Here is a 24,798-nt window from a genome sequence, read left to right as displayed (position 1 = left end):
GCTCTGCCTTAGTCCAGAAGCCGCCTCAGGTACGCGCCGTAATCGTTCTTTCCGAAGGCTTTTGCGCGCGCTTCGATCTCGTCCCGGCCGACCCACCCGGCCTCATATGCGATCTCGTCGGGATTGCCGATCTGCAGGCCCTGGCGTTGGACGAGGGTGCGGACGAAGTTGCCGGCATCGAGGAGGCTGCCGTGGGTGCCAGTGTCGAGCCAGGCATAGCCGCGGCCCATCCGGCGCACGTCGAGCAGACCATCCTCGAGATAGGTCTCGAGAAGCGAGGTGATCTCGAGCTCGCCGCGGTCAGACGGGGTCACGGTGGCGGCGCGCTCGGGCGCGGTGCCATCGAGGAAGTAAAGCCCCGTGACCGCGTAGGGCGAGGGCGCTTTCTGCGGCTTCTCGATGATCTGGGTCACGCGCCCGGCCGCGTCGTAATCGACGACGCCGTAGCGCTCGGGGTCCGAGACGCGGTAGCCGAAGACCGTGCCGCCGGTTGTGCGAGCATCGGCCTCTGCGAGAAGCTCGGGCAGGCCGTGGCCGAAGAAGACGTTGTCGCCGAGCACCATCGCCGAGGGCGCCCCATCCAGGAAGTCGCGCGCAAGGAGATATGCCTGCGCCAGCCCGTCCGGGGAGGGCTGCTCGATATAGGTGAGGCTGATCCCCCATTGCGAGCCGTCGCCGAGCGTGCGCTGGAACTGCGCCTGGTCTTCGGGCGTGGTGATGACACAGATCTCGCGGATACCGGCCAGCATCAGGACCGTGAGCGGGTAATAGACCATCGGCTTGTCGTAGACCGGCAGGAGCTGCTTCGAGACGCCCATCGTGATCGGGTAGAGCCGCGTGCCGGAGCCCCCGGCGAGGATGATGCCTTTGCGCTGTGTCATGCGAGCTCCTTCAGAACGAGATCGAGATGCGCGCGCCAGTCGGGCCGGCCGATGCCGAAGGCCTCGGCGGTCGCGGCGCAATCGAGACGGGAATTGAGCGGACGCGCCGCCGGGGTGGGATAAGCCGAGGTCGGGATGTCGGTCACGGTGCAATCGAGCCCAGCCGCTTCGAAGATCGCGCGGGCGAAGTCCGCCCAGCTGACATCCGGCGCGCCCGAGACGTGGTATGTGCCGGAAAGCTCCGTGTTGTCAGAGAGCTGCGCTGCGATCTTGAGGCAGGCCTCGGCGATGGCGCGGGCCGGGGTGGGCCCGCCGATCTGGTCGGAGACGATGCTCAGCGCGTCCCGCTCCGCGCCAAGGCGCAGCATCGTCTTCACGAAGTTCGCGCCATGCGCCGAGAAGACCCAAGAGGTGCGCAGGATGGCATGAGGGCCGCCCGCCGCGCGGACCGCCTCTTCGCCGTCCTGCTTAGTGGCCCCGTAGACATTGAGGGGTCGAGGCACGGCGTTCGGCGCGCGAGGGGCATCGCCCGACCCGTCGAAGACGTAATCGGTCGAGATATGCACGAAGGGAATGCCGCGCGCGGCGGCGACCTCTGCCATGACGGCGGGCGCACGCGCGTTCAGGGCCGCGGCCGCGTCGGGCTCGGCCTCGGCGCGGTCGACGGCGGTATAGGCGGCGGCGTTGATGATGGCCTTGGGCGCATGGCTCTCGATCGCGGCGCGGATGGCATCCGCGTCGGTCACATCGCAGGCCGCGCGCCCGAGCGCGATGACATCGGGCGATGTCGCAAGTTCGGTTGCGACCTGGCCCGAGCGTCCGAACACCAGGATGCTCATGAGCCGATCCCCAGCCGCGTTCCGACGCCGTCGCGGCTCAGAAGCGGACGCCACCAGTCCTCGTTCTCGAGATACCAGCGCACGGTCCGCTCGAGGCCTTCCTGCAAGGTGACGGAAGGCTGCCAACCGAGCTCGTCCCGGATCCGGCTTGCGTCGATGGCGTAGCGCAGATCGTGGCCCGGGCGGTCCGCGACGAAGGTGATGAGATCGCCGTGCGGCGCGGCGTCCGGGCGCAAGCGGTCGAGGATGGCGCAGAGATCCCGGACAAGATCGATATTGGCCCGCTCGTTGTTCCCGCCGATATTGTAGCTGCGCCCGAGGGCCCCGTCTTGCAAGACCGTCAGGAGCGCGTCGGCGTGATCCTCGACATACAGCCAGTCGCGCACGTTCCGCCCCGCGCCATAGACCGGGATCGGCTGGCCATGTAGCGCGTTCAGTATGACGACGGGGATCAGCTTCTCGGGGAAGTGGTAGGGGCCGTAATTGTTGGAGCAGTTCGAGAGCACCACCGGCAGCCCGTAGGTCTCTCCCCAGGCGCGAACGAGGTGATCCGAGGCGGCTTTGGAAGCGGAATAGGGCGAGCGCGGATCGTAGGCCGTCTCTTCGGTGAAGAGCCCTGTCTCGCCGAGCGATCCGAAGACCTCGTCGGTCGAGACATGGTGGAATCGGAAGGTATCCGGGCGGCCCTTAGCGAGCCAATAGCTTCGGGCCGCCTCTAGGAGGTGAAACGTGCCGGTAACGTTCGTCTCCATGAAGGCGGCCGGGCCGTCGATCGAGCGATCCACGTGGCTTTCGGCCGCGAGATGCATGACTGCGTCGGGCGCATGTTCGGCAAAGATACGGTCAAGCGCGGCACGGTCACGAATGTCGGCATGTTCGAACCTGTAGAGCGGGCTGTCGGCCACCGGCGCGACGTTTGCGGGGTTGGCCGCATAGGTCAGCGCATCGAGATTGACGACCTCGTGCCCTCGGCTCACCGCAAGCCGCACCACCGCGGAGCCGATAAAGCCCGCACCGCCTGTTACGAGGATCTTCATGGCGCCTCACTTCTCGCTTACAGCCAGAGGCTTAGACCGGAACGAGGCGGAACGCCACGAGGGGCGAGTCGCAGTGATCTTGGTTGTGGCAGGACGGCAGCTTGCGGCGAGAAGGCTGAAATATCTCGCTGCGACATCCGTCCAGCGATAGCGGCGTTCGGCGATGGCGGCCATGTCGTCGCCGATCTGCTGGGCGCTCTCTTCCGACAGATCCTCAAGTTGCGCGCAAAGACTGGCGCAGCTCGTGAAATAAAGCGCCCGTCCTTCGGTGGTCTGCCAGTTCGAGCCCGTCGCGAAGGCGAGGACCGGAATGCGGTAGGGCATGATTTCGACCAGGGACGGGTTCGTCCCACCGGCAGAATGCCCGTGGATATACACCGAGGCGCGGCGGCGCAGGCGTGACAGGGCTAGGGGGTCATAGACCGCGTCCTGCAAATCGAGATTGGGACAGGCCGCGAACCGGGCTCTGAGACGCCGACCGTATCGGCTCGCCTGCCAATTGCCGACGAAGGTCAAGCATCGCTCCGGCATCTGAGCGAACGCCTCGAGCACCATCTCGACATTGTTCTCGGGCTCAATCCGCGCGATTGCGAGGGCAGGGCCCGGAGATGGTGAATTCCTGATGGGAAGAACCACGCCATGGTCACTTCCATAAGGGATAACATGGCAGGCACGGCCAAATTCGAATGTGACACGGCGCGCGATGGCGGGATTGTCCGCGACGATATGGTGCGACCAGCGTATCGCGGCCCGCTCGGACAGACGCAGGACGTGCCGCGCAAGCCACCCCCATTTGCGACGCTGCCATTCGAGACCGTCGATATTGGTGACGATCCGCACCCGAGAGACAGCGCGGATGAGCGGCAGAGCAAGCGCGCCCGACACGCCGAGCAATAGGATCGTGTCCGTCCCGCGCCGCACGGCTTCCAGCATCGAGATGATATCGTAGGGAACCGAGAAGGCGCCATTCGCGGGAAGCGGCACATAGCGCAGGCGCGCGCCCTCATAGCGCTGTGGACCGCCGCGGCCGGGACAATACACGGTAAGGTCCATCGGCTGCGGCGCCTCCCGGTTCTGGCGCGCGAGATTTTCGGCGAGCGTCTCGAACCCGCCATAGCGGGCCGGCAGTCCGGCTGTGCCGATGATGGCGCAGGTGATGGGCGTCATGGGGCCTCGGAGCGGCTAACGTTCGCTCCGACAATGGCCCCTTAACCCTAAATCCCCGTTAAGCCTGACGGGCTTCGCCTTGCCGCAGCAGCGCTTCGACGCGCGCGACGCCCGCATCGACGAGCGCTCTGTCGCCCTTTGCCTCGACATTGAGGCGCACGACCGGTTCGGTGTTGGAACTGCGCAGGTTGAACCGCCAGGTGCCGAGGTCGAAGCCAAGCCCGTCGGTTTCGTCAACGGCCTGAGCCTCGGGCTCGAAGACGGCGCGCACGCGTGCGATGGCTGCGCCGGGATCCTCGAGCGTGAAGTTGATCTCGCCAGAGGAGGGAAACTTTGTGCGCCGCTCTGCCACGAGATCAGCGAGCGGTCCCTTTTGGCTGACGAGCTCGGCGACGAGGAGCCACGGGATCATGCCCGAGTCGCAAAAGCAGAAGTCGCGGAAATAGTGATGCGCCGACATCTCGCCGCCATAGACGGCGTCCTCGTCGCGCAAGGCTTGCTTCAGGAACGCGTGACCGGTTCGCGCCTGCACCGCGCGCCCGCCACTTTCGGCCACTATATCCTGCGTGTTCCAGATGATGCGCGGATCATGGACGATCGCGGCGCCGGGCTCTTTCTTCAGGAAGGCTTCCGCCAGGAGGCCGACGACATATTCCCCGTCGATGAACGCGCCGGTGTGATCGAAGAAGAAGCAGCGGTCGAAATCGCCGTCCCAAGCCACGCCGAAATCCGCGCCATGCGTTCGAACGGCTTCAGCCGTGGCGGGCCGGTTCTCAGGCAGGAGCGGGTTCGGGATGCCTTGCGGGAAGGTTCCGTCCGGCTCGTGATACATGCGGACGAACTCGAAAGGCGCGCCCATGTCCGCCAGGTGCGAGGCAAGCGCGTCGAAGGTCGGCCCGGCAGCGCCGTGCCCCGCGTTCACGAGAATCTTGAGCGGGTTCAGAGTGTCCATGTCCATGAAGGACGCGATGCGTGCGACATAGGCCGCTCGGGCTTCGCTGGCGACATCCGTGATCGATCCGTCCGGACGCGGCGCCGGGAACTCATCCGCTTCGGCCAAATCCTTGATCCGCGCCAAACCCGTCTCCGATCCGAGCGGAGCAGATCCCGCGCGCACCATCTTCATCCCGTTGTAATCCATCGGGTTATGCGACGCGGTCACGCAGATCCCGCCATCGGCGCCGAAATGCGTGGTAGCGAAATACATCTCCTCGGTGCCTGAGAGCCCGAGGTCGAGCACCTCGCATCCCGCATCGCTTAAGGCGCGCGCCACGGCTTCCGCCAGCTCTTCCGAAGAGGCCCGAACGTCGCGGCCAAGGACGACCCGCTTGGCCTCGAGCGCGTCGGCGAAGGCACGTCCGATCCGGTAGGCGATTTCTGGGTCGAGATCGACACCGAGCCGCCCGCGGATGTCGTATGCTTTGAAGCAGGTGAGGCCGCTCATCCCTTGGCTCCCGGTCCGCGCGCATAGACGTCGTCGTAGCGGATGATGTCATCCTCGCCGAGATAACGGCCCGTCTGCACTTCGATCAGGACCATCGGCACCTTGCCGGGATTTTCCATCCGGTGGACCGCGCCGAGCGGAATGTAGACGGACTGGTTCTCGGTCACCAGGACCTCGTCGTCGTCCACGGTGACCTTCGCGGTGCCTTGCACGACGATCCAGTGCTCGGAGCGGTGGTGATGGCTCTGCAGCGACAGGGCCGCGCCTGGATTGACGTGGATGCGTTTCACCTGGAAGCGATCTCCGGTCACGAGGCTTTCGAACCAGCCCCAGGGGCGGTGGTCGATGGGAAGGCTCGTGGCCTGCGCCGCGCCGCGGGCTTTCAGCGCCGAGACGGCCTCCTTGACACGCTGCGCTTCGGATTTGTGGGCGACAAGCACCGCGTCGTTCATTGCGACGGCGACGATGTCGGTCAGCCCGATGCCCACGAGTTCGACCTCGGGCGACTCGCTGCGCAGAAGCGTGTCGGTGCAGTCGATCGCGGTCGCGTGGTCGGATGTAACCGTGCCGGTCGCGTCAGGCTCGGATTCCATCCAGACCGCGTCCCAGCCTCCGAGATCGGACCACGCGCCCTTGTACGGCATCACGGCGAGGTTGGTCGCCTTCTCCATGATCGCATAGTCGATGGAGATATCCTCGACCCCGTCCCAGGGATCGGCGGCCAGACGGGTGAAGGACAGATCCTGCGCCGCGCCGGTCACGGCCTCGCGGACCTTGGCCAGCATCTTTGGCGCATGGGTCTCGAACGCGTCGATCATGGTCTGCGCGGAGAAGAGGAAGATCCCGGCATTCCAGAGATACCGCCCGGCGGCGAGCATCTCCGCGGCGCGGGCGAGATCGGGCTTTTCGACGAAGCGGGCGAGTGGCTGGGGCGAGTCTGCCGCGGGTGCCGCATCGCTCGCGAGCTCGAGATACCCATACCCTGTCTCGGGCCGGGTCGGGGCGATGCCGAAGGTCACGATATCGCCGGCCTCCGCACGGGGCAGGGCGGCTGCGACGGCTGCGCGGAACGCCTGCGGGTCCGGGATCGCGTGGTCGGACGGGGCGACGAGCATCATGGCTTCGGGTTCTCGCGCGACAAGCCAAAGCGCCGCCGCCGCGATCGCAGGGGCGGTGTTCCGCCCTTCGGGCTCGATCAGGATGCCCTGCGCGGCTTGCTCCACGGCGGCGAGCTGTTCGGTGACGATGAAGCGGAAATCGTTCGCCGTCAGGATCACCGGCGCCGCGAAACCGTCGCCCTGCAAGCGGCGTGCAGAAGCCTGGAACAGGCTTTCTTCACCAAGAAGGTCGGCAAATTGCTTGGGGTAGGACTTGCGGGACAATGGCCAGAGGCGCGTTCCCGAGCCGCCGCAGAGAAGGATAGGGGTAATGGACATTGAAGACCTAAAGTTTCAGAGTATTTGTTTTGTGGCTTGTAGCGACGAGGGCCGTTGTCCTCGCGTCCCATACTGAACGATTTCTCGTAGTCACTTTGAAACCGATAGGACTTGCAGGCGCAACTCTGTGGCGAGTCGTTCTCATAGACGGACGCGAGTTGTGGTTCCCCTGCCTACGTCTGCTGCTGGCTGGGGCCACAGGGAACAGGAGCTTCACTTCGGGCGTGCGTTGGATGCAGCACCAACCAGGGGCAATGTGGCATCCGGCCTTTAGAAATTTATTCGAGACAGCGATGCTTTAAACGTCAACGAAGCAGATCGGTCCAATCATTTTTCGCGGACGCAAAACACCCAGATCTAAGTGCTCTCGAGGCCCCTGAGTCGGGCCACTGATACTTCGCGGCGACGCCGGCTCATGCGGTCGTGTCGCTTGGTGAAGATGACCAGCGACCGATGTAGAATCGTGAATGCCAATCCGCACAGGACAAATGCAATCCAGCACAGGAGCGGCTGATCGTGAAGTACGATACCCAGCGCCACGGGGGACATGATCAACGGTATCAGGAAAAGGCTTGTCACCGGGTTTGACACGCGCTTGTTGCCGCGGCCAAGCCACATGATTTCAAGGCTCCGGCGGAGTACCTGATGCATGTGAAATCGATCAGGCGCGGCCACGCGCGCGCCGGACAAAAGGCGACGCACAATCGTATGAGTGGTGTCCGCGAACGGCCAGAAAAGGATGAGAAGCAGTGCCGGGATCGCGATTGCGTCTGACGTCCAGGCAAGAATAAACGCGCACCAGATCAGAAGGTGAGCAAGCCCGTAAGACCCGGCATCACCCAAGAAGATCAGGCCGAACGGCCAGTTCAGAAGGAAAAAGCCGATGCCCGCCGCCGCAAGAAGCAGGGCAAAGAGCGCAACCTCGGTCTGTCCCTCGAGGGACGCAACCGCGGCCAGTCCGATCGCACCGGACACGATGACGGTGGACGCCAGACCGTTCATTCCATCCGTGAGGTTGAGCGCATGACAGAACCCTGCGGAGAAGAACACGGTGATCAGGATAGCAACCGCCGGGATCTGCATGAAGGTATCAAGAACGACAATATCGGACCGTGGGACCCAAAGCCCGCACAGCCAGATTGCACAAATGGCGGCGACCGCGGATGCGACCAGCCGGCCGAGCGGGCTGACACCATATCCGAAATCCTCGATCGTGCCGGCGACAACGGCGGGGAGTGCGGACAGAAGCAGCGGGAGCGCAACCGACATCTCCGATGTGCCGAGCCATGCGGCGGACAGGCAGATCGCTGCGAAAATCGCCAGCCCGCCGCAACGCGGCGGATTTCCTTCGTGCGACGCTTGCACGGCAGACGCATCGCCGCGTTCGCGCCAAAAACGAGAAAGTGCGGGTCGCAGCGAGATGAGCAATGAGCAGAGGAGAAGGGCGATGAACGGTGTCATCGCGAACACAAGCGGAGCAACGTCAAAAGTGAGCGCCAAGCTTTTGAGAATATTGTCCATAATCTGAAATCTACTATTGAAGAATTTAGTATTTATTTGCGGATGTCGTCATCGCCGCCCAGATGCCACCTAGCGAAGGACGGCTTTGCCTTTTTGTCACGTGCCGATCGAGCGACTCGGCGCCCACGCTACTTTATCATCGGAAAGGGCAGTGTCAGTGACACTGACTAGATACCGAACGCCTGTAAATGGATTGTTCTATGATTCACCCCTGGTTGTGTTCACACCATTCTAGCCCAAAGGTCAAGGTCGTTGCCTCGCAGAGCACCGCGTACTCTGACTGAGCGCTAAAGTATTGTGCAATAAATGGAGTACTCAATGAGCGCCTCAGGAGCTTCCAGACCTACGATCTCTGCCGCCATACGTTCGGAGCTAGCGTCTTACCGTGTTCGCTGCCACCTGCTAAGGTATTGAAACGATCAGCAATCCACGATTTTCACGTGGATCCACCACGATCCGTCTGGTGCCAAGGACTCGTCGCCGGCCGTATTTGCTGATCTGTGCGCTACATGTCGTTCGGTTTGATCTTAGGGTGCACAAATCGTTTGTAGACGGATTTGCAAGCCGTGCTCAGCGTTGATTTCATTGAGTATTTTCGTAAACTTGCCATCCTCGGCTTGAGCAAAATCAGGCACTTACAGGAGGTGGTGTAAACCAGTTTCGTTCTATGAAGCGGTGGCCTACACCCGTGACATGCCCGCACAGAAAAAGACCTTGAAAATGAAAAAGGTCAGCGAGACGGCTGACCCTTGAACATTAAACTGCGGCAGGTTTAAGCCGCGAAATGCGTCCTAGTGAGCGAAAAACCACCGGAAGGTGTCGCGGAAGCCTTCTTCGAGCTCGATTGACGCCTGCCAGCCCATGTCCCGCAGACGTGAGACGTCCATCAGCTTTCGAGGAGTTCCATCTGGCTTTGTGTGGTAGGTCTCGATTCGTCCTTCAAAGCCCTTAACGCGATCGAGTTCAAGAAACGAGCCTTTTCAAAGACATATTCAGCTAAAAGCGGTATAATAAATATTGACCGTATGAATTCTTTCTAAATTTTTCTGCCCTCAATCGAAGCTGCTCTTTATCTATCCACCCGGCCTCATATGCGATCTCGTCGGGATTGCCGATCTGCAGGCCCTGGCGCTGGACGAGGGTGCGGACGAAGTTGCCCGCATCGAGGAGGCTGCCGTGGGTGCCTGTGTCGAGCCAGGCATAGCCGCGGCCCATCCGGCGCACGTCGAGCAGACCATCCTCGAGATAGGTCTCGAGAAGCGAGGTGATCTCGAGCTCGCCGCGGTCCGACGGGGTTGCGGTGGCGGCGCGCTCGGGCGCGCTGCCATCGAGGAAGTAGAGGCCCGTGACCGCGTAGGGCGAGGGCGCTTTCTGCGGCTTCTCGATGATCTGGGTCACGCGCCCGTCCGCGTCGTAATCGACGACGCCGTAGCGCTCGGGGTCCGAGACGCGGTAGCCGAAGACCGTGCCGCCGGTGGTGCGCGCATCGGCCTCTGCGAGGAGCTCGGGCAGGCCGTGGCCGAAGAAGACGTTGTCGCCGAGCACCATCGCCGAGGGCGCCCCATCCAGGAAGTCGCGCGCAAGGAGATATGCCTGCGCCAGCCCGTCCGGGGAGGGCTGCTCGATATAGGTGAGGCTGATCCCCCATTGCGAGCCGTCGCCGAGCGTGCGCTGGAACTGCGCCTGGTCTTCGGGCGTGGTGATGACACAGATCTCGCGGATACCGGCCAGCATCAGGACCGTGAGCGGGTAATAGACCATCGGCTTGTCGTAGACCGGCAGGAGCTGCTTCGAGACGCCCATCGTGATCGGGTAGAGCCGCGTGCCGGAGCCCCCGGCGAGGATGATGCCTTTGCGCTGTGTCATGCGAGCTCCTTCAGAACGAGATCGAGATGCGCGCGCCAGTCGGGCCGGCCGATGCCGAAGGCCTCGGCGGTCGCGGCGCAATCGAGACGGGAATTGAGCGGACGCGCCGCCGGGGTGGGATAAGCCGAGGTCGGGATGTCGGTCACGGTGCAATCGAGCCCAGCCGCTTCGAAGATCGCGCGGGCGAAGTCCGCCCAGCTGACATCCGGCGCGCCCGAGACGTGGTATGTGCCGGAAAGCTCCGTGTTGTCAGAGAGCTGCGCTGCGATCTTGAGGCAGGCCTCGGCGATGGCGCGGGCCGGGGTGGGCCCGCCGATCTGGTCGGAGACGATGCTCAGCGCGTCCCGCTCCGCGCCAAGGCGCAGCATCGTCTTCACGAAGTTCGCGCCATGCGCCGAGAAGACCCAAGAGGTGCGCAGGATGGCATGAGGGCCGCCCGCCGCGCGGACCGCCTCTTCGCCGTCCTGCTTAGTGGCCCCGTAGACATTGAGGGGTCGAGGCACGGCGTTCGGCGCGCGAGGGGCATCGCCCGACCCGTCGAAGACGTAATCGGTCGAGATATGCACGAAGGGAATGCCGCGCGCGGCGGCGACCTCTGCCATGACGGCGGGCGCACGCGCGTTCAGGGCCGCGGCCGCGTCGGGCTCGGCCTCGGCGCGGTCGACGGCGGTATAGGCGGCGGCGTTGATGATGGCCTTGGGCGCACGGCTCTCGATCGCGGCGCGGATGGCATCCGCGTCGGTCACATCGCAGGCCGCGCGCCCGAGCGCGATGACATCGGGCGATGTCGCAAGTTCGGTTGCGACCTGGCCCGAGCGTCCGAACACCAGGATGCTCATGAGCCGATCCCCAGCCGCGTTCCGACGCCGTCGCGGCTCAGAAGCGGACGCCACCAGTCCTCGTTCTCGAGATACCAGCGCACGGTCCGCTCGAGGCCTTCCTGCAAGGTGACGGAAGGCTGCCAACCGAGCTCGTCCCGGATCCGGCTTGCGTCGATGGCGTAGCGCAGATCGTGGCCCGGGCGGTCCGCGACGAAGGTGATGAGATCGCCGTGCGGCGCGGCGTCCGGGCGCAAGCGGTCGAGGATGGCGCAGAGATCCCGGACAAGATCGATATTGGCGCGCTCGTTGTTCCCGCCGATATTGTAGCTGCGCCCGAGGGCCCCGTCTTGCAGGACCGTCAAGAGCGCGTCGGCATGATCCTCGACATACAGCCAGTCGCGCACGTTCCGCCCCGCGCCATAGACCGGGATCGGCTGGCTATGCAGCGCGTTCAGGATGACGACGGGGATCAGCTTCTCGGGGAAGTGGAAAGGGCCGTAATTGTTCGAGCAGTTCGAGAGCACCACCGGCAGCCCGTAGGTCTCTGCCCAGGCGCGAACGAGGTGATCCGAGGCGGCTTTGGAGGCGGAGTAGGGCGAGCGCGGGTCGTAGGGCGTGTCTTCGGTGAACTTGCCGGTCGGTCCGAGGCTGCCATAGACCTCGTCGGTCGAGATGTGGTGAAAGCGGAAGCCTTCAGGCCGGCCCACATCCTGCCAGTGGGCGCGCGCAGCCTCGAGCAGGTTGAAGGTGCCGGTGACGTTGGTCTCGATGAAAAGCCCGGGGCCGTCGATGGAGCGATCGACATGGCTCTCTGCCGCCAGATGCATGACGGCATCGGGTCTGTGGGTGGCGAAGATCCGGTCGAGCGCCGGACGGTCGCGGATATCCGCCTTCTCGAACGTGTAGAGCGGGCTGACGGCGACGACGGCCAGGCTCTCGAGGTTTGCGGCATAGGTCAGCGCGTCGAGGTTCACCACCTCGTGCCGCTCGGCCACGGCCTGGCGCACGACGGCGGAGCCGATGAACCCGGCCCCGCCGGTGACGAGGATCTTCATGCCCCGCCCTCTTGATAGGTGAACGGCGTGTCGAAATCCCCGAGGCGTGGCGCGGCCCGGTCCTTCTCCGACAGGATCGGGTCGGCTCCGCCGAGGCCCCAATCGATGCCGATCTCCGGGTCATCCCAGGCCACCGCGCCCTCGGCCTCGGGGGCGTAGTAGTCGGAGCGCTTGTAGACGATCTCGGTCTCCGGCTCGCGGGTGACGAAGCCATGGGCGAAGCCAGCGGGGACCAGGAGCTGCTGGCCGTTCTCGGCGCTGAGCTCGAAGCCTTCCCATCGCCCGAAGGTCGGCGACCCGCGGCGCAGATCAACGACCACGTCAAAGAGCCGGCCGCGGCCACAGCGCACCAGCTTGGCCCGCGCATGGGGCGGAGCCTAAAAGCATGCCGCGGAGGGTGCCTGGCGTGGCAGAGAGGGAGTGGTTGTCCTGCACCCAGTCGATGGCGATGCACTGGTCTTTGTAGGAGCGGCGGTTCCAGGTCTCAGCGAAGAAGCCCCGATGGTCGCCGAAGCGACGAGGTTCGATGAGGCGGAGGCCGTAGCATCTGGTCATCGAAACTATCATTATCTCACTCCCATCAAATTGGCATCGGAAATGTTATATGCAAAAGCGGATGGATGGCTGCTTGGATCGCTGGAACCTAATCAAAGGAACCACGTATTCTCATAGGGCAGGTAACAAGACTGAGCATGACTGGACCCCATGAACCAGAAGAGCGAGTAAGCGCCATAGGCACCCGCAGCGAGTATATGGCCCTGCCTTGCTCTTCTGAATGCTATGGCTCCAACATATACAAGAAGTAGAATTGACAATGGCATGACGTAATAATTTAGCCGGTGGAGCGCAATTGAGGACAAGACGGCCAGCGGTGCCAATGCCAAGATAATCAAAGCAGCCATCTTGAGCAACGGGTACACGTCAGGGAACTGCCTTCTGACGCTTGCACGGTAAGTTACAAAGAACGGCACCGGCAAAAGAATCAACGCGTATCTGATGATAGCCCCACCCGACGTGACCGCCCCCTCAATGTACCGACTTTCGTATGTTTCAAACCGATCTGCGAGAAGTAAACCTGCGACCGGGCCCAAGATCGCAAGACTTGCAGCCAACCTTAGTGTGTTGATCTGCCTGCCTGCGATCAGCGCGATGGGGAGGAACATGACGACACTGGCGTGGAATTGCATCCCGATCAGTATCCAGATAGCGGTCCAAAGTCTTTCTTTTCTGGAAAAAGCATTGAAGGACAGCATCAAGAAACCGCCAGCAAGCGCCTGACGTATTCCCGACATGCCGAGCTGGATAATGATCACAGGGAAAAGCAGCGCCAATATCAGGGGCGCGAAAGAATGTGCAGTGGCAAAACGAGTATAGCATGCCACCAAGATCGCGGACGCCGCCACGTTCAACCACGTGTAGTCCAGTCCTAACGCCTTCACTGACCCCATCAGAAGAGCAAAGCCGGCTTCTTGGCCTTGAAAGAGCTGAGCCAGGCTGGTTGGCGGAAAATAGTGGACCCACCTGTGCCGATATCCCAGATAGTCACACCCAGTCTCGTAGCGGAACCCCATGAACCATACGAGAAGGGCGGCCGTCAAAACGAAAAAGACAGTGTTCCGCCGACGGTAGTTTCCAACCGCGGATAGCGCAAGACCACTGTATATTCCAAGATAAACAAACATGGATGGGCAGGGCCTGTGTTCGACTACGAAACGGTGAAATCATGCATGGTTCTGCTCACCATGCCGAATTCGTCGCTGCATCTTCTAAAGCACTCGATCACACGGTCGAGCCCGACAAAGTTCTCTGTCGTGTTGCGGCCGAAGTTGTGGGGGTGCCACCACAAGTGATAACACCTTCCTTGCCGCGCGGCCAACTCCATTTCGGTTTCAATCCGGCGGATATGCAAAGCATGGTAGAAAGCCAGTTTCTTCGACCACGGTCTGAAGAAGCGTGACGCCGGTACGTTCCATGCCTGGCCGTCGTGGTCGGGCTGCACGACTTGCTTGGGGCCAAGTGGCAAGGCACCGTCAATGAAACGCGCCAGCCGAAAAAGCCTGGTCGTCTCCGCGTCGGCTCGGGGCCGGTAGAGCCAGCCCCGGGCATCACCCCGATACGCGGTAATTCCCTGTCCTGCGCCCCGTTCGATAAACGCCTCGGACATCTGGTTGCGCGGGTAGACGATGCTCTGAAGCTTGTGCCCTGAGTGTCCCGCGATCGCCGCGGCCGCGGCTAGGTCTGCCTCGAACGAGTCCGCATCCGCGCCGGGTTCCAAGCAGTAGTAGTGGCTGTAGGTATGCGTCGCGAGTTCCTGTCCGGGCGTCTCTGCGATCCGGTCGATCAGGGATGCACCGAAATGCATCGGGTCGGCTTGTTCGTTTTCTCCGATCAGGCGGTTCTCGATATCCGCATAAGGGGAGAGGCCAGGGTCTTCATAGGCCGGGCGGTCTCTGGGCGCGAATGACAGCATTTCATCACGGTTTCGCGCGAACAGGAGCCCGACAGTGGCCCAAGTCGCCCTTACGCCAGCCGCCTCGAAGCGGGCCAGCATGTGCGGGATGGCCTCGCGCCCGCCCAGCACCGCGTCGCCGTAGTCCTGCACCGACCGGTGGTCGCGCACGCCCCACATGAGCTCGAAATCCAGCGAGATGACGAACGAACCGGTCATGATCGGCCCCTGACCCGGGCGGTGACGCGTCCGGCCAGCTTGCCGGCGAAGGTGGCCAGCTCTCCGAAACCGGGCGCGGGATCGTCCCAGGCGCCGGTGACATCCGCCCGGCCCGTAACCGGCGCCTTGCGCGCCGTGTCCGGGGCGGGCAGCACGAAATCCCGGTTCAGGGCGTAAAACAGCCGCGAGGTGAGATCCTTGGTGGTGTAGCGCCAGAGCACGCCGTTCTTCTGCGCGGCGGCCGCTGGCAGGGCCGCGCCACGCGCCTCGGCGATGGCGGTCTCGATCAGCGGCACGCCCGCCCTGGTCGAGACCGAAAACCACAGCGAGGGGCGCGGGTTCACCTCGATGATCTTCAACGCCCCGGTTTCCGGATGACGCTTGAACTCGGCCGCCGCGATGCCCCGGTAGCCAAGCGCCGAAAGCAGTCCTTCGGCGATCTCGGCGGTCTCGGGACAGGGTTCGCTCTGCACCAGCGAGGCCGACCCGAAGCCGGCGGGGTACTGGCGCAGCTTGCGTGCGGTAAAGCGTTGGCGCACCTGCCCGTCCCGGTCCAGGTAGCCGCACCAGAGGGTGATGTCGCTTTCGGGGCCGGGAACGATTTCCTGCATCAGAAGCGTGCCGGCCTCGTGCGGGATCCGGGGCAGCACGGCGTCGAACTCGGCCGCGCTGCGCACGATCCAGCCCTTCTGCCCGGCCATCAGGTGCTTCACGCTTTGGATTCGGGCCGGCTTGATCATCGCGGGATAGGCGATGCGGTCGCGATACGCCGCCGCGTCCGTGACGGGGGCCGGCCAGAGCGACGGGTAGGCGACGCCCTGCGCGTCGCAGAGCCGGTAGAAACTGTCCTTGTCCATGATCCGCCCGGCAAGGCCATCGGTGTAGGATCCTTGCAGATGGACATGCCCGGACAACGCCTCTGCCCTTTCGACGACCGCCTCTAGATCCTGGTCGGACGTGACGATCAGCACGGGCTTCGGGCCACCAACGGAAACGCGGTCCAGGATGGCGGTCACGCGGGCCTCGGCCGTGTCCGCGGCGATGCGATCCGACAGGTACCGCGACCACAGCCCCGGCGCCCCGGGCGCGCCGACGCCCAGCACGGAATACCCGGCCCGCGCCGCCTCGCGTACGGCGTAAAGGCCCGTCGGAGACAGGCCCAGCACGATGACGTCAGCGCTTTTCGACATCGTCCACCACATCCCTCAGCAAGGCTGCCATGTTTGCCGCGATCAGGGCGGGATCGAACCGGTCCTCGACCTCTGCCCGCGCCGCCAGGGCGACACGCTGGCGCAGATCCGCATCCTCGATGGCCCGCACCAGGTGTGTTTCCCAGTCCTCGGGCGTTTCGCACAGAAACCCGGTTTCGCCATGGTGGATCAGTTCGGTGTTGTATCCGATGGCCGACACGACCGGAACGATGCCCGCGGCCATGTAGGTGCGCGCCTTGCCGCCGGATTTGCCCTTTGCCCAATCCTCGGCCGGCAGCGGCATCAGCCCGATGTCGAACCGGCCAAGCGCCGCCACCTCGCCGTCGAGCGACCAGTCGCTGAGCTGCCAGTCGACCCCGTCCATCCGGAAATCGTTGCCGCCCATGATTTCCCAGCGGACCTGCGGATAGCGTTGCGCCACCCGCTGCAGGACCGGTTCGATGAAGCGCAGGTACTTGACGGTCGAGGGCGAGCCCAGCCAGCCGATGGTCACCGGCGTGTCGTTGTCGTGCGGAGCGTGCATCGGGATACGGCCCGTGTCCTCGGCCACCTCGAGCGTGACGGCCCGTGCGGCGCCGGCCTCGCGGGCGGCATCGCGCAGCCAGTTGTTTCCGGCGACCACGCAATGCACCAGACGAAAGAGGTCGCGCGTCTTATCGGCAGAGCGCAGCGCGGTGGCGATCCGGTTGTAGCGCGACGCCTTCTTGATGAAGAGCGCGTCGTCATAGTCGAAGAACAGCACCGCGCCGCGTTTCTTCAGCGCCGCCTCGATCAGCGGCGGGCCGAAGGGCAGCAATTCGCGCTGCAGGTAAAGCGCATCGTAGTCCCGCCAGCGGCGCAGCGCCCACAGGCGCCTGACGGTGGCCTTCAGCGTCGCCGCGATCTTGTTCCCGGTCCGGCCCGGGGCAAGCGACAGGCGGTACATGGGCGTGTCCATGAAGCTCTGGACATCCGCCTGCACGCCCTGCGCCTTCAGGTGCGGCAGGTACTGGAGCACGCGATAGCGGCTTGAGGCGCCTTCCACCGGGTAGCGGGTCAGAAACAGCACGCGCGTCATGCCGCGGCTCCGGCGAGGCGGGCGTAGATCCCGGAATAGGCCGCCACCCCCGTCTCGAGCGAGAAGCGCTCTTCTGCCACGGCGCGGGAGCGGGCCGCCATCCCGGGATCCTCGGCCATGGCGAAAAGGCGGTGCAGCGCCGCGTCAAGATCGGTCAGGTCGACCGTTTCGGTGCCAATCGGCGGCAGCGCGATCCCCGTGCCGGTTTCGCGGATATCCTCGGCCACGTCGCCGACACCGCCATTCGCAAGGCAAGGCTTGCCGCAGGCAAGGAATTCGCCCATGCGGGTCGGACAGGACGCCCGTTTCGACCAAGCCGGGCGGATGAAAAAGAGGCCGGCATCCATCCGGCCGATCTGGTGGGCCACCTCCGAGAAGTCCGCGCTGCGCATCTCGACCCGCGCGGGATCGGCGCCGGCCGCGTCCAGCGCCTTGCGCACCAGATCGTGGTTGCCCTTGGTCACCACCAGAAAGCGTGCATCGGAGCGTAGGACAAAGGCCCGCGCGACCGCTTTTGCGACCTCGTCAAAGAGGTACCAGCTTCCGACAGAGCCAACATAGCCCAGCGTGAACCCCTCGCGCGGGGTGTCCTCTGGCCTGAACATTTCCAGGTTGGTGCAGGTGGGGATCACCGTGGAATTCGGCGCCCTGCCCTTCAGATAGTCAAACGCCTCGTATTCCCGCACACCCGCCTTGGTCAGCGACACGACGTGATCGGCATTCAGAAAAAGGCTGCGTTCGACGCGCTTGAAGACGCGGTAGGGCGCGCCCGATTTCGACCAGATGCTGCCGTCGACGCGTTCGTCGGGCCAGAAGCCGCGCATGTCGAAGACAAACTTCGCCCCCGTCGCGCGCTTGACCGCGAGGCCCATGAGGCTGGCGATGTAGCTGCGGCAATGCACGACCTCGGCGCCCACCTCGCGGGCGATGCGGATGGCCTGCCGTCGGCCTGCGGCCAGATCGTACAGCGTGGCCAGGATCCCGACGGGCTTGTTGTGCCAGACACGCGGTCGCCAGTCGACGCCGGCCGCGTCGCACAGGGCGCGCATCGCCGCCACCCGATCCCGGTCGTTCAGCGCGTCGGGCTTCTCGAAACTCAGCACCGTCATGCGATGGCCCCAACGCCCGAGCGCAAGAACATATTGCAGCACCTGGCTTTGACCCAGGGGGTCCATCAGCCCGGTATAGGAAATGTAGAGAACGCTTTGGGTCATGGGGCCTCGGCATCGAAGGGCGCTGCATCTGGTGCGCCCCTGCACGACAGGGCAGCGTAAGAGGATTGGATCATGTCAGGTCCAATAATGCGAGATATCCCTGGGCTGCAATTGCCGGCGCGAAATCCGCGGCTCTTTGTATCAAGGCGTCGCGGTCGACAGGTGCGGCGAGTGCGTCTGACATCGCCTGTGCCAGTGCCTGTTCATCACCGACCGGGACCAGCCGACCGTAGCGGCCTCCCTCAAGGATTTCGTTCGGCCCAGACGGGCAATCGGTTGAAACTACGGGGGTCCCGCAGGACAGTGCTTCGACGATGACGTTGCCGAATCCCTCGTAGTTCGAGGACAACGCGAAGAGATCGGCGGTCCGGTAGAACGGGCTGGGGTCGGGGTGAAACCCGGCGAAGATCACCCTGTCGGCCACGCCGAGCTCTTGCGCGAGCGACACCAGCGCGTCGCGCTCGCTGCCGTCGCCCACGAACATCAAGCGCGCCCCGGGCCGCGGCAGCTGCGCGAAGGCCCTCAGCAGAAGCGGATGGTTTTTGACCGCCTTCATCGTGCCGACTGTCACCAGCCGCTGGCCCGGAGGGGCATTCCAAAGCGCCTCGGCCGCGGCGATCGCCGCTTCGGAAGGCTCGGCGCGCGGGGGCACGGGATTGTAGATCGTGTCGAACCGGTCCGGCGCCATCGACGAAAGTCCGGCCATATCCCGCGCCACCCCGTCAGACACACCGATGCGGCGATGGGCAAGGCGGTAGCCAAGACCGGTGGTCGCCCTCAGCGCAATCCTATGCGCCGCGCCCCAGTCCTTGTACTGCGCGGAGAGGATACCGTGCTCGGACACCAGCACCTTGCAGCGCAGCCCGGCCAGACGCGAGGCGACCGGCGCGATGCAGGTCAAGGGCCACATGGCGGCGAGCAGGACGTCGGGCTGCCGCTGTCTGAGATAGGTGACGAGCTTTCGCAGAACACTGCGCACGCGCGCGGTGTCGAGGTCCACGACCGAAAAGCTCTGCCGCGCTTCGTCGAGCAACTCGCCCCTCGCTTGCCGCAGAACAAACTCGACCTGATGCCCTGCGCGGGCAAATTCGTGGGCGAGCACGATACTGATCCGCTCGGCTCCCCCGCCCCGAAGGTCGGGCAAAAGGATGGATATGCGCTGCCCGGGCACAGTCACGTCGGTCCGCCGGGCGCGTCGAGCCAGTGCGACAGGTCTCTTCCGAGGCAATCGCCAAGTTGCGTGACGTCGTCCGCCAGCCTCGCCCGGATCGAAGCCCGGATGTCGAAATCGAGCGGATCGACGGCCTTTTCCGCACGGTTGACCTTGCGCAACCAAGACAGGAAACCGAACCGGACCGAGATTCCCTGACGGTGTTTCCATTGCCCGACCGATTTGACGAACCGGTCGAGCTCCGGAAGACGGCGAACCTTCGCTGCGTTCACGCGCTCAAACCCGGACGGCATCGTTGGCTCCAGCCCGATGAAGTCATAGACCTGTCTGAGCACGCGATCCGGCGATGCCGCGAAGTCGTCATAGAGAATGATATGCCGCTGACGTTCATCGACGGTCGCCATGAAGCGCGCGATCTGCCATCCAAGGGCGCAGGAATGGTAATAGGCAAGATGATCGGGCGGGTAGCCTGGCAGAACCCGCGCTCCCTCGCCCGCGCGCCGGCTGTCGCTCAGCGCCAGCGCCTTGCGAAGATCTGGCTCAAGTTCATTGCCGTTGTAGATCTGTTGCCGGTGCATAGACGGGATCATCTGCATCGGATTCCGCAGCATCACGACAAAGCGGGCATCAGCGCGCTCGCGCAGGATGTTGGGAACAGCGTTTGGCGAATACAACTGCCAGACCGAGGCATCAATTGCCCAGGTCTCGTCGGACCAGTTGCGGTAGTTGCGCCCATACGCGTCGCGATCGGGGGTCAGGCAATACTCGCTCGAGAAATGATGCGGCTCCTTGACTGTGGGCGCATGAATCATGCGATGCTCGCCCAGCCACTGTGCCAACGCCGTCGTGCCACATTTCGGTGCGCCAAGAATATAGAGGTTGGGCGCCGGCGATCCGCCCGGCACCAGCGTCGCGCTTTCGCTCTGCCGTGCCGTCGATGTGTCGTTTACCGTCATGAGCCCGCCCTCGGTCCAAGGGATGCAGGCGGTGTGCGCCGCAGACCAAGCGCAGAGCTGTCGATGCGGAGCAGGATCCAGGTCGCTCCCCAAAGTCCGACATTCCACGCAATCATCGAGAGCCCGGTGGCAAAGGCGGCGCCTTCGATGCCGTATATCGGGATGAGGAGCCAGTTCAGCCCGACATTGACCAAAGTCGAAACCCCGAGCCCGCTTAGGGCGACCCATTCCCGGCCGGACATCGTCAGAAGACTGCCGACCGAGCCGAAAAAGGCGCTGAAGCTTTGCCCGATGCACAGCAGGATCAAGGCCCAGAACGCACCTGCATACGCATCGCCGAAGATAAGCCCCAGAAGCCAGATGCCTCCAAACCAGAACAGCCCGAGGATCGGCAGCGTCGAGAGCACAGAAATCCGCGCTCCAACGGTGGCCAGCCGCTGCAGCGCGCGATGGTCCCCGGCGCCCCAGGCGCGCGCGAAGTAGGGCTGCAGCACGAGATTGGCCGTCGTCAGGCCGAAGAGCGCGATGTTCGCCCCCGAGAGCGCGACGCGGTAAAGGCCGACATCAGCGTCCGATGCCAGCGCGCCTAACATGAGTATATCAGTGTTGTGGCTGATCTCCTGAAGACCGGCGATGGCCGCTAAAGGTAGGATCGCCGCGATCCATGCCCTCGGTTGGGTGCGGGGCGTCTCGGCCGCCACGTGGCGCGGCGCGACCCGTTTCAGGATCACGCTCGCGAACAGCAGGGCGATGGCCGCGACCCCTGCATGGATCGCGAAGACTTGCGCCGCGCTGAGCGGCGCGCTCAGGGTCCAGGCCGCCAGGACGACTGCGGCGGCGAGCAGCAACGGGCGGACGACCTTATCAGGAGCGGCGCCAAGCGCCACACGTCGCAGCCCGCGGATCGCCGCGCTGCGGGCCTGGGCCCAGCCGATCAACGGCACCAGTGGCAAGGCCCAGAGCAATGCCGCCATGTGCGGCGTTTCGATACCCGAAATTAACCAGAGATAGAGGCCGGTCAAACCCAGCACCACCGCGGCCATCAGCGCCATGGCACGATCCGACCAGCGCCAGATACCCCGCATCAGGGCGCCATCATCAGCCTGGTCCGCCCGGGCGGTCTCGCGCAGGATCAAGGTGGGCAACCCCATCTTGACCGGCAGTCCAATCAACGTGATCAGGGAAAAGACGAAGGCGTAAACCCCGTAAGTCTCAGGCCCTAGAAGCCGCGCAAGCGTGACCGATGCGATCAAGCCGGCAATGATCGATCCCGAGCGGACCGCAAGGCCCGCGATACCGCCCCGCATCAACTGCGCCCTTAGCCCATTTTTCGGTCCGCGACCAGGGCGACCATCCACTGGCGGATCACCTGCCATCGACTTCACAGCCTTAGGTCGCTCTCGTTACGGGGATACACGCTTTTCAAATCACAAAAGACGGACGCACTACGCGCGAGGCTGCGCAAAAAGGCAATTCCACTGTCGCGAAACGCCTTATGGGCGACTGCAAGGATCACCCCGTCATATGTCGCCTCCTCCGGATTTTCGCAGAGCCTAATTCCGTATTCGTGCATCGCCTCGTCGGCATCGACCCACGGGTCGTAAACATCCACCGTGATGCCGTAGTCTTGCAGTTCGGACACAACATCGACAACGCGGGTGTTGCGCAGGTCAGGGCAGTTTTCCTTGAAGGTCAGCCCCATGACCAGAACGCGTGCGCTCCTAATGGTGATGCTCTTACGGATCATCGCCTTGACCATCTGCCCTGCGACATAAGCCCCCATCCCGTCGTTGATCCGTCGCCCCGCCAAGATCACCTGAGGGTGGTAGCCCATCGCCTCGGCCTTGTGGGTCAAGTAATATGGGTCTACGCCAATGCAGTGCCCGCCGACGAGCCCCGGCCGGAAGTGCAGGAAGTTCCACTTCGTCCCCGCCGCCTCGAGCACAGCCTCGGTGTCGATATCCATCTTGTTGAAGATGATCGCCAGCTCGTTCACCAGCGCAATGTTCAGATCCCGCTGGGTGTTCTCGATCACCTTGGCGGCCTCGGCCACCTTGATGCTCGCGGCCTTGTAGGTGCCCGCGGTGATGATCTCGGCGTAGAGCGCATCGACCGTCTCGGCGATCTCGGGCGTGGAGCCGGAGGTCACCTTCTTGATGTTCGGCAGCCGGTGCTCCTTGTCGCCCGGGTTGATGCGCTCGGGGCTGTAGCCGCAGAAGAAATCCTCGTTGAACGTCAGGCCAGAGACGCGCTCGAGCACGGGCACGCAATCCTCCTCGGTGGCGCCGGGGTAGACCGTGCTCTCGTAAATCACGATGTCGCCCTTCTTCAGGACGCTGCCGACGGTTTCGGAGGCCTTGATGAGCGGCGTCAGATCGGGCCGCTTGTGCGAGTCGATCGGGGTGGGGACGGTGACGATGTAGATCGTGCAATCGGCGATGTCGGAGATGTCGGCGGCGAAGGAGAGTTGCGTGGCGGACGCCAGCTCCTCGGCCGAGGTCTCTCGCGTGCGGTCGTGGCCGTTTTTCAGCTCGGCGATCCGCGCCTGGTTGATGTCGAACCCCACGGTGGGGCGGATCTTGCCGAACTCTACCGCAAGGGGCAGCCCGACATAGCCGAGGCCGATAACCGCGATCGGCGACTGGGATGAGGTCTCTGGCATTCTGCTATCTCTTGGTGTTCAGGCGTGATGACCCACAGTCTCTCAGTAGGCCCGGTATCCGAAGTACTCGTAGTCTGCCCCGTACATGTCGGCAATCAGCGCTTTCTGACCCGCATCGAGCTGCAAGCTTTTCCGTTCCATGCGCGGCTTGCGGTCGTGGCCGATTGAAATCGGTTGGCCGACATTGTGTGACAAGGTTGACAGGAAATCGGGAAGCTCCTCGAACCTACCCAGAAGATCGATCGAGACCGGTCCGCCGGGCTCGCTCACAAGCCAGTCGATTTGGGGTCTGTAGTGCGGCCACATCATAAACTTGCGCCGCCGCTTTGCGTCTTGGAGGTCCTCGAGAAACTCTTTGAACCCCGCATACTGCCCAAGCGTCTCCTCGGCCCAACGGACGTCTGCCGAAGCGTTCACGCCAATCGACGAATGATGGTAGTTGAAGGCCGAGTGGAGACGCTCGGCCGGATCACGGCAAACGGCCACCTTGAGGGTCGCATCGGCCCTTTCCGGGTCGACCGCGTAGTAGCGCGCCAGCGGAATGTGGAGCGCTTTCTTCTCGAAAGCCTTTGTAATCGACGTCCCGGCTGTCTTGGGCACGTGGATGAAGATAAACTCGCGGTTCGCCATGCCGGCTGGACTAAGAACCTGTTCGAACGGGTTCGGCAGGAAGCGTCTAACGTAAAAGGCATTGGCCTTGCGCAGTGCTCGCAAATGCTCGAGCTGCTTGAGCCGCAGTCGCAGTCGCTCCGAGCCGCTCAACCCACTCATTTACCGTAATACTCCCGAAACCACGCCACGAACTTCGCAATTCCGTCTTTGTAATCAGTCCGAGGCCGGTAGCTGGTCAATTCCTGCAGCAAAGTCGCATCGGCCCAGGTGGCCGGCACGTCGCCCATTTGCATCTCCATGTAATTGCGTACCGCTTTCTTCCCGAGCGCCTCTTCGATGGCGTCCACAAAGTCAAGCAGGCGGACCTTTTCGGAGTTGCCTATGTTTACGACCCGGAATGGCGCGGCCGGTGATAGCGAGTCCCACTTGGGAATGTCGTCGCGCGTGGCGGGCCGCTCGGGCACCGCGTCGATCAGCAGGCGGATGCCGCGCACCAGGTCGTCGACATAGGTGAAATCGCGATACATGTCGCCTTGGTTGTAGATGTTGATCGGCCGATCATCGAGGATCGCATCGACGAACTTGTAGAGCGCCAGGTCTGGCCGCCCCCACGTGCCGTAGACCGTGAAGAAGCGGAACATCGTCGTCGGCAGGTCCCACAGGTGCGCGTAGGAATGGCCCATCGACTCGTTCGCCTTCTTGGTCGCGGCATAGATGGTCAGCTGCGTGTCGGCCTTCTCGGTCTCGGTGAAGGGCATCTCCTCGTTGGCGCCATAGACTGAGGAGGTAGAAGCCATCAGCAAGTGCTTCACATCAAGCCGGCGGGCGGCTTCCATCACGTTGAAGGTGCCAATGACATTGGCGTCGATATAGGCGCGCGGATTTTCTAGGCTGTAGCGCACCCCGGCCTGGGCGGCGAGGTGGACGATCACATCGGGCTGGAACTCGTCTGCCAACGCATCGAAGCTTGCCTGATCTTCCAGCATACCCTCCTTGGCCGAGAAATTCGGGTTCTGCAGCAGCATGGAATGCCGGCGCTGCTTGAGGGTGACATCGTAGTAATCGGTCATCCCGTCGTAGCCCTTAACGCGAAAGCCCTCGGCCAGAAGAAGCTTCGCCAGGTGGAAGCCGATGAAGCCGGCGGTGCCGGTGATGAGGACTTTTCGCATGTCGGTCTGGG

At 63.6% G+C, this 24,798-nt stretch carries 21 protein-coding genes and 1 pseudogene; all 22 read right to left on the bottom strand.

Annotation, left to right across the window (positions count from 1 at the left end):
- Window positions 1–8: 8 nt before the first annotated feature.
- Window positions 9–881 carry a glucose-1-phosphate thymidylyltransferase RfbA gene (gene rfbA, locus BM171_RS16020; protein ID WP_093014780.1) on the bottom strand — a complete coding sequence of 291 codons (873 nt, stop codon included), beginning with the start codon at window positions 879–881 and terminating at the stop codon, window positions 9–11.
- Window positions 878–1,720: a dTDP-4-dehydrorhamnose reductase gene (rfbD, locus tag BM171_RS16015; RefSeq protein ID WP_093014777.1), complete on the bottom strand. Its 843-nt coding sequence runs from the start codon at window positions 1,718–1,720 to the stop codon at window positions 878–880. Before rfbD (BM171_RS16015) ends, rfbA (BM171_RS16020) begins: the two co-directional genes overlap by 4 nt.
- Window positions 1,717–2,757, bottom strand: a complete 1,041-nt coding sequence (gene rfbB / locus BM171_RS16010) for a dTDP-glucose 4,6-dehydratase (protein WP_093014774.1) — start codon at window positions 2,755–2,757, stop codon at window positions 1,717–1,719. The genes rfbD (BM171_RS16015) and rfbB (BM171_RS16010) overlap by 4 nt, the downstream gene beginning before the upstream one ends.
- 6 nt (window positions 2,758–2,763) lie before the next feature.
- Complete coding sequence (locus BM171_RS16005) at window positions 2,764–3,924, bottom strand: DUF1972 domain-containing protein (protein WP_093014771.1); 1,161 nt, start codon at window positions 3,922–3,924, stop codon at window positions 2,764–2,766.
- Between the two features lie 58 nt (window positions 3,925–3,982).
- Window positions 3,983–5,368: a phosphohexomutase domain-containing protein gene (locus BM171_RS16000; RefSeq protein ID WP_093014768.1), complete on the bottom strand. Its 1,386-nt coding sequence runs from the start codon at window positions 5,366–5,368 to the stop codon at window positions 3,983–3,985.
- On the bottom strand, window positions 5,365–6,804 hold the full coding sequence (locus tag BM171_RS15995; RefSeq protein ID WP_093014765.1) for a mannose-1-phosphate guanylyltransferase/mannose-6-phosphate isomerase: 1,440 nt from the start codon (window positions 6,802–6,804) through the stop codon (window positions 5,365–5,367). Before BM171_RS15995 ends, BM171_RS16000 begins: the two co-directional genes overlap by 4 nt.
- A 357-nt stretch (window positions 6,805–7,161) precedes the next feature.
- Complete coding sequence (locus BM171_RS15990) at window positions 7,162–8,169, bottom strand: MraY family glycosyltransferase (protein ID WP_175497592.1); 1,008 nt, start codon at window positions 8,167–8,169, stop codon at window positions 7,162–7,164.
- A 1,152-nt stretch (window positions 8,170–9,321) separates the two neighbouring features.
- A complete protein-coding gene (gene rfbA / locus BM171_RS15985; RefSeq protein ID WP_093014759.1) occupies window positions 9,322–10,191 on the bottom strand; it encodes a glucose-1-phosphate thymidylyltransferase RfbA in 870 nt (289 codons plus the stop codon).
- Entirely contained in the window at window positions 10,188–11,030 is an 843-nt protein-coding gene (gene rfbD / locus BM171_RS15980; RefSeq protein WP_093014756.1) for a dTDP-4-dehydrorhamnose reductase, read from the bottom strand. Before rfbD (BM171_RS15980) ends, rfbA (BM171_RS15985) begins: the two co-directional genes overlap by 4 nt.
- On the bottom strand, window positions 11,027–12,067 hold the full coding sequence (gene rfbB / locus BM171_RS15975; protein ID WP_093014753.1) for a dTDP-glucose 4,6-dehydratase: 1,041 nt from the start codon (window positions 12,065–12,067) through the stop codon (window positions 11,027–11,029). Before rfbB (BM171_RS15975) ends, rfbD (BM171_RS15980) begins: the two co-directional genes overlap by 4 nt.
- Window positions 12,064–12,634: pseudogene (gene rfbC, locus BM171_RS15970) on the bottom strand (dTDP-4-dehydrorhamnose 3,5-epimerase). Before rfbC ends, rfbB (BM171_RS15975) begins: the two are co-directional and overlap by 4 nt.
- Before the next feature lie 80 nt (window positions 12,635–12,714).
- Window positions 12,715–13,749 carry an EpsG family protein gene (locus tag BM171_RS15965; RefSeq protein ID WP_093014750.1) on the bottom strand — a complete coding sequence of 345 codons (1,035 nt, stop codon included), beginning with the start codon at window positions 13,747–13,749 and terminating at the stop codon, window positions 12,715–12,717.
- Window positions 13,750–13,772: 23 nt separating this feature from the next.
- The gene (locus BM171_RS15960; RefSeq protein ID WP_093014747.1) at window positions 13,773–14,735 is read right to left on the bottom strand and encodes a polysaccharide deacetylase family protein; all 963 of its coding nucleotides are present in this window, start codon (window positions 14,733–14,735) and stop codon (window positions 13,773–13,775) included.
- Complete coding sequence (locus BM171_RS15955; RefSeq protein ID WP_093014744.1) at window positions 14,732–15,925, bottom strand: carboxylate--amine ligase; 1,194 nt, start codon at window positions 15,923–15,925, stop codon at window positions 14,732–14,734. Before BM171_RS15955 ends, BM171_RS15960 begins: the two co-directional genes overlap by 4 nt.
- A complete protein-coding gene (locus BM171_RS15950; protein WP_093014741.1) occupies window positions 15,909–17,003 on the bottom strand; it encodes a glycosyltransferase in 1,095 nt (364 codons plus the stop codon). Before BM171_RS15950 ends, BM171_RS15955 begins: the two co-directional genes overlap by 17 nt.
- Window positions 17,000–18,217: a glycosyltransferase gene (locus BM171_RS15945; RefSeq protein ID WP_093014738.1), complete on the bottom strand. Its 1,218-nt coding sequence runs from the start codon at window positions 18,215–18,217 to the stop codon at window positions 17,000–17,002. The genes BM171_RS15950 and BM171_RS15945 overlap by 4 nt, the downstream gene beginning before the upstream one ends.
- Before the next feature lie 70 nt (window positions 18,218–18,287).
- Window positions 18,288–19,394, bottom strand: a complete 1,107-nt coding sequence (locus BM171_RS15940) for a glycosyltransferase (protein WP_217646736.1) — start codon at window positions 19,392–19,394, stop codon at window positions 18,288–18,290.
- Window positions 19,391–20,344 carry a sulfotransferase family protein gene (locus BM171_RS19115; RefSeq protein ID WP_093014732.1) on the bottom strand — a complete coding sequence of 318 codons (954 nt, stop codon included), beginning with the start codon at window positions 20,342–20,344 and terminating at the stop codon, window positions 19,391–19,393. Before BM171_RS19115 ends, BM171_RS15940 begins: the two co-directional genes overlap by 4 nt.
- Window positions 20,341–21,651, bottom strand: coding sequence for an oligosaccharide flippase family protein (locus BM171_RS15930; RefSeq protein ID WP_175497590.1), 1,311 nt, complete (start codon window positions 21,649–21,651; stop codon window positions 20,341–20,343). Before BM171_RS15930 ends, BM171_RS19115 begins: the two co-directional genes overlap by 4 nt.
- Before the next feature lie 74 nt (window positions 21,652–21,725).
- Window positions 21,726–23,006, bottom strand: a complete 1,281-nt coding sequence (tviB, locus tag BM171_RS15925) for a Vi polysaccharide biosynthesis UDP-N-acetylglucosamine C-6 dehydrogenase TviB (RefSeq protein WP_093014726.1) — start codon at window positions 23,004–23,006, stop codon at window positions 21,726–21,728.
- Between the two features lie 42 nt (window positions 23,007–23,048).
- Complete coding sequence (locus BM171_RS15920; protein ID WP_093014723.1) at window positions 23,049–23,777, bottom strand: sulfotransferase family 2 domain-containing protein; 729 nt, start codon at window positions 23,775–23,777, stop codon at window positions 23,049–23,051.
- Window positions 23,774–24,787: an NAD-dependent epimerase/dehydratase family protein gene (locus tag BM171_RS15915; RefSeq protein WP_093014840.1), complete on the bottom strand. Its 1,014-nt coding sequence runs from the start codon at window positions 24,785–24,787 to the stop codon at window positions 23,774–23,776. Before BM171_RS15915 ends, BM171_RS15920 begins: the two co-directional genes overlap by 4 nt.
- Between the last annotated feature and the right edge of the window lie 11 nt (window positions 24,788–24,798).

The organism is Roseivivax halotolerans (assembly GCF_900115815.1).
GTDB classification, from domain to species: Bacteria; Pseudomonadota; Alphaproteobacteria; order Rhodobacterales; family Rhodobacteraceae; genus Roseivivax; species Roseivivax halotolerans.
This window is presented reverse-complemented; position numbering and strand designations above follow the sequence as displayed.

Excerpts from the sequence above, each read along its gene's own strand:
- BM171_RS15945 (WP_093014738.1), bottom strand. The coding sequence starts at position 18,217 with ATGACCCAAAGCGTTCTCTACATTTCCTATACCGGGCTGATGGACCCC.
- BM171_RS15920 (WP_093014723.1), bottom strand. The coding sequence starts at position 23,777 with ATGAGTGGGTTGAGCGGCTCGGAGCGACTGCGACTGCGGCTCAAGCAG.
- rfbA (WP_093014759.1), bottom strand. The coding sequence starts at position 10,191 with ATGACACAGCGCAAAGGCATCATCCTCGCCGGGGGCTCCGGCACGCGG.
- BM171_RS19115 (WP_093014732.1), bottom strand. The coding sequence starts at position 20,344 with ATGACGGTAAACGACACATCGACGGCACGGCAGAGCGAAAGCGCGACG.
- BM171_RS15960 (WP_093014747.1), bottom strand. The coding sequence starts at position 14,735 with ATGACCGGTTCGTTCGTCATCTCGCTGGATTTCGAGCTCATGTGGGGC.
- BM171_RS15950 (WP_093014741.1), bottom strand. The coding sequence starts at position 17,003 with ATGACGCGCGTGCTGTTTCTGACCCGCTACCCGGTGGAAGGCGCCTCA.
- BM171_RS15915 (WP_093014840.1), bottom strand. The coding sequence starts at position 24,787 with ATGCGAAAAGTCCTCATCACCGGCACCGCCGGCTTCATCGGCTTCCAC.
- rfbD (WP_093014777.1), bottom strand. The coding sequence starts at position 1,720 with ATGAGCATCCTGGTGTTCGGACGCTCGGGCCAGGTCGCAACCGAACTT.
- BM171_RS16005 (WP_093014771.1), bottom strand. The coding sequence starts at position 3,924 with ATGACGCCCATCACCTGCGCCATCATCGGCACAGCCGGACTGCCGGCC.
- rfbB (WP_093014753.1), bottom strand. The coding sequence starts at position 12,067 with ATGAAGATCCTCGTCACCGGCGGGGCCGGGTTCATCGGCTCCGCCGTC.
- BM171_RS15965 (WP_093014750.1), bottom strand. The coding sequence starts at position 13,749 with ATGTTTGTTTATCTTGGAATATACAGTGGTCTTGCGCTATCCGCGGTT.
- rfbA (WP_093014780.1), bottom strand. The coding sequence starts at position 881 with ATGACACAGCGCAAAGGCATCATCCTCGCCGGGGGCTCCGGCACGCGG.
- rfbB (WP_093014774.1), bottom strand. The coding sequence starts at position 2,757 with ATGAAGATCCTCGTAACAGGCGGTGCGGGCTTTATCGGCTCCGCGGTG.
- tviB (WP_093014726.1), bottom strand. The coding sequence starts at position 23,006 with ATGCCAGAGACCTCATCCCAGTCGCCGATCGCGGTTATCGGCCTCGGC.
- rfbD (WP_093014756.1), bottom strand. The coding sequence starts at position 11,030 with ATGAGCATCCTGGTGTTCGGACGCTCGGGCCAGGTCGCAACCGAACTT.
- BM171_RS15995 (WP_093014765.1), bottom strand. The coding sequence starts at position 6,804 with ATGTCCATTACCCCTATCCTTCTCTGCGGCGGCTCGGGAACGCGCCTC.
- BM171_RS15955 (WP_093014744.1), bottom strand. The coding sequence starts at position 15,925 with ATGTCGAAAAGCGCTGACGTCATCGTGCTGGGCCTGTCTCCGACGGGC.
- BM171_RS15930 (WP_175497590.1), bottom strand. The coding sequence starts at position 21,651 with ATGCGGGGCGGTATCGCGGGCCTTGCGGTCCGCTCGGGATCGATCATT.
- BM171_RS16000 (WP_093014768.1), bottom strand. The coding sequence starts at position 5,368 with ATGAGCGGCCTCACCTGCTTCAAAGCATACGACATCCGCGGGCGGCTC.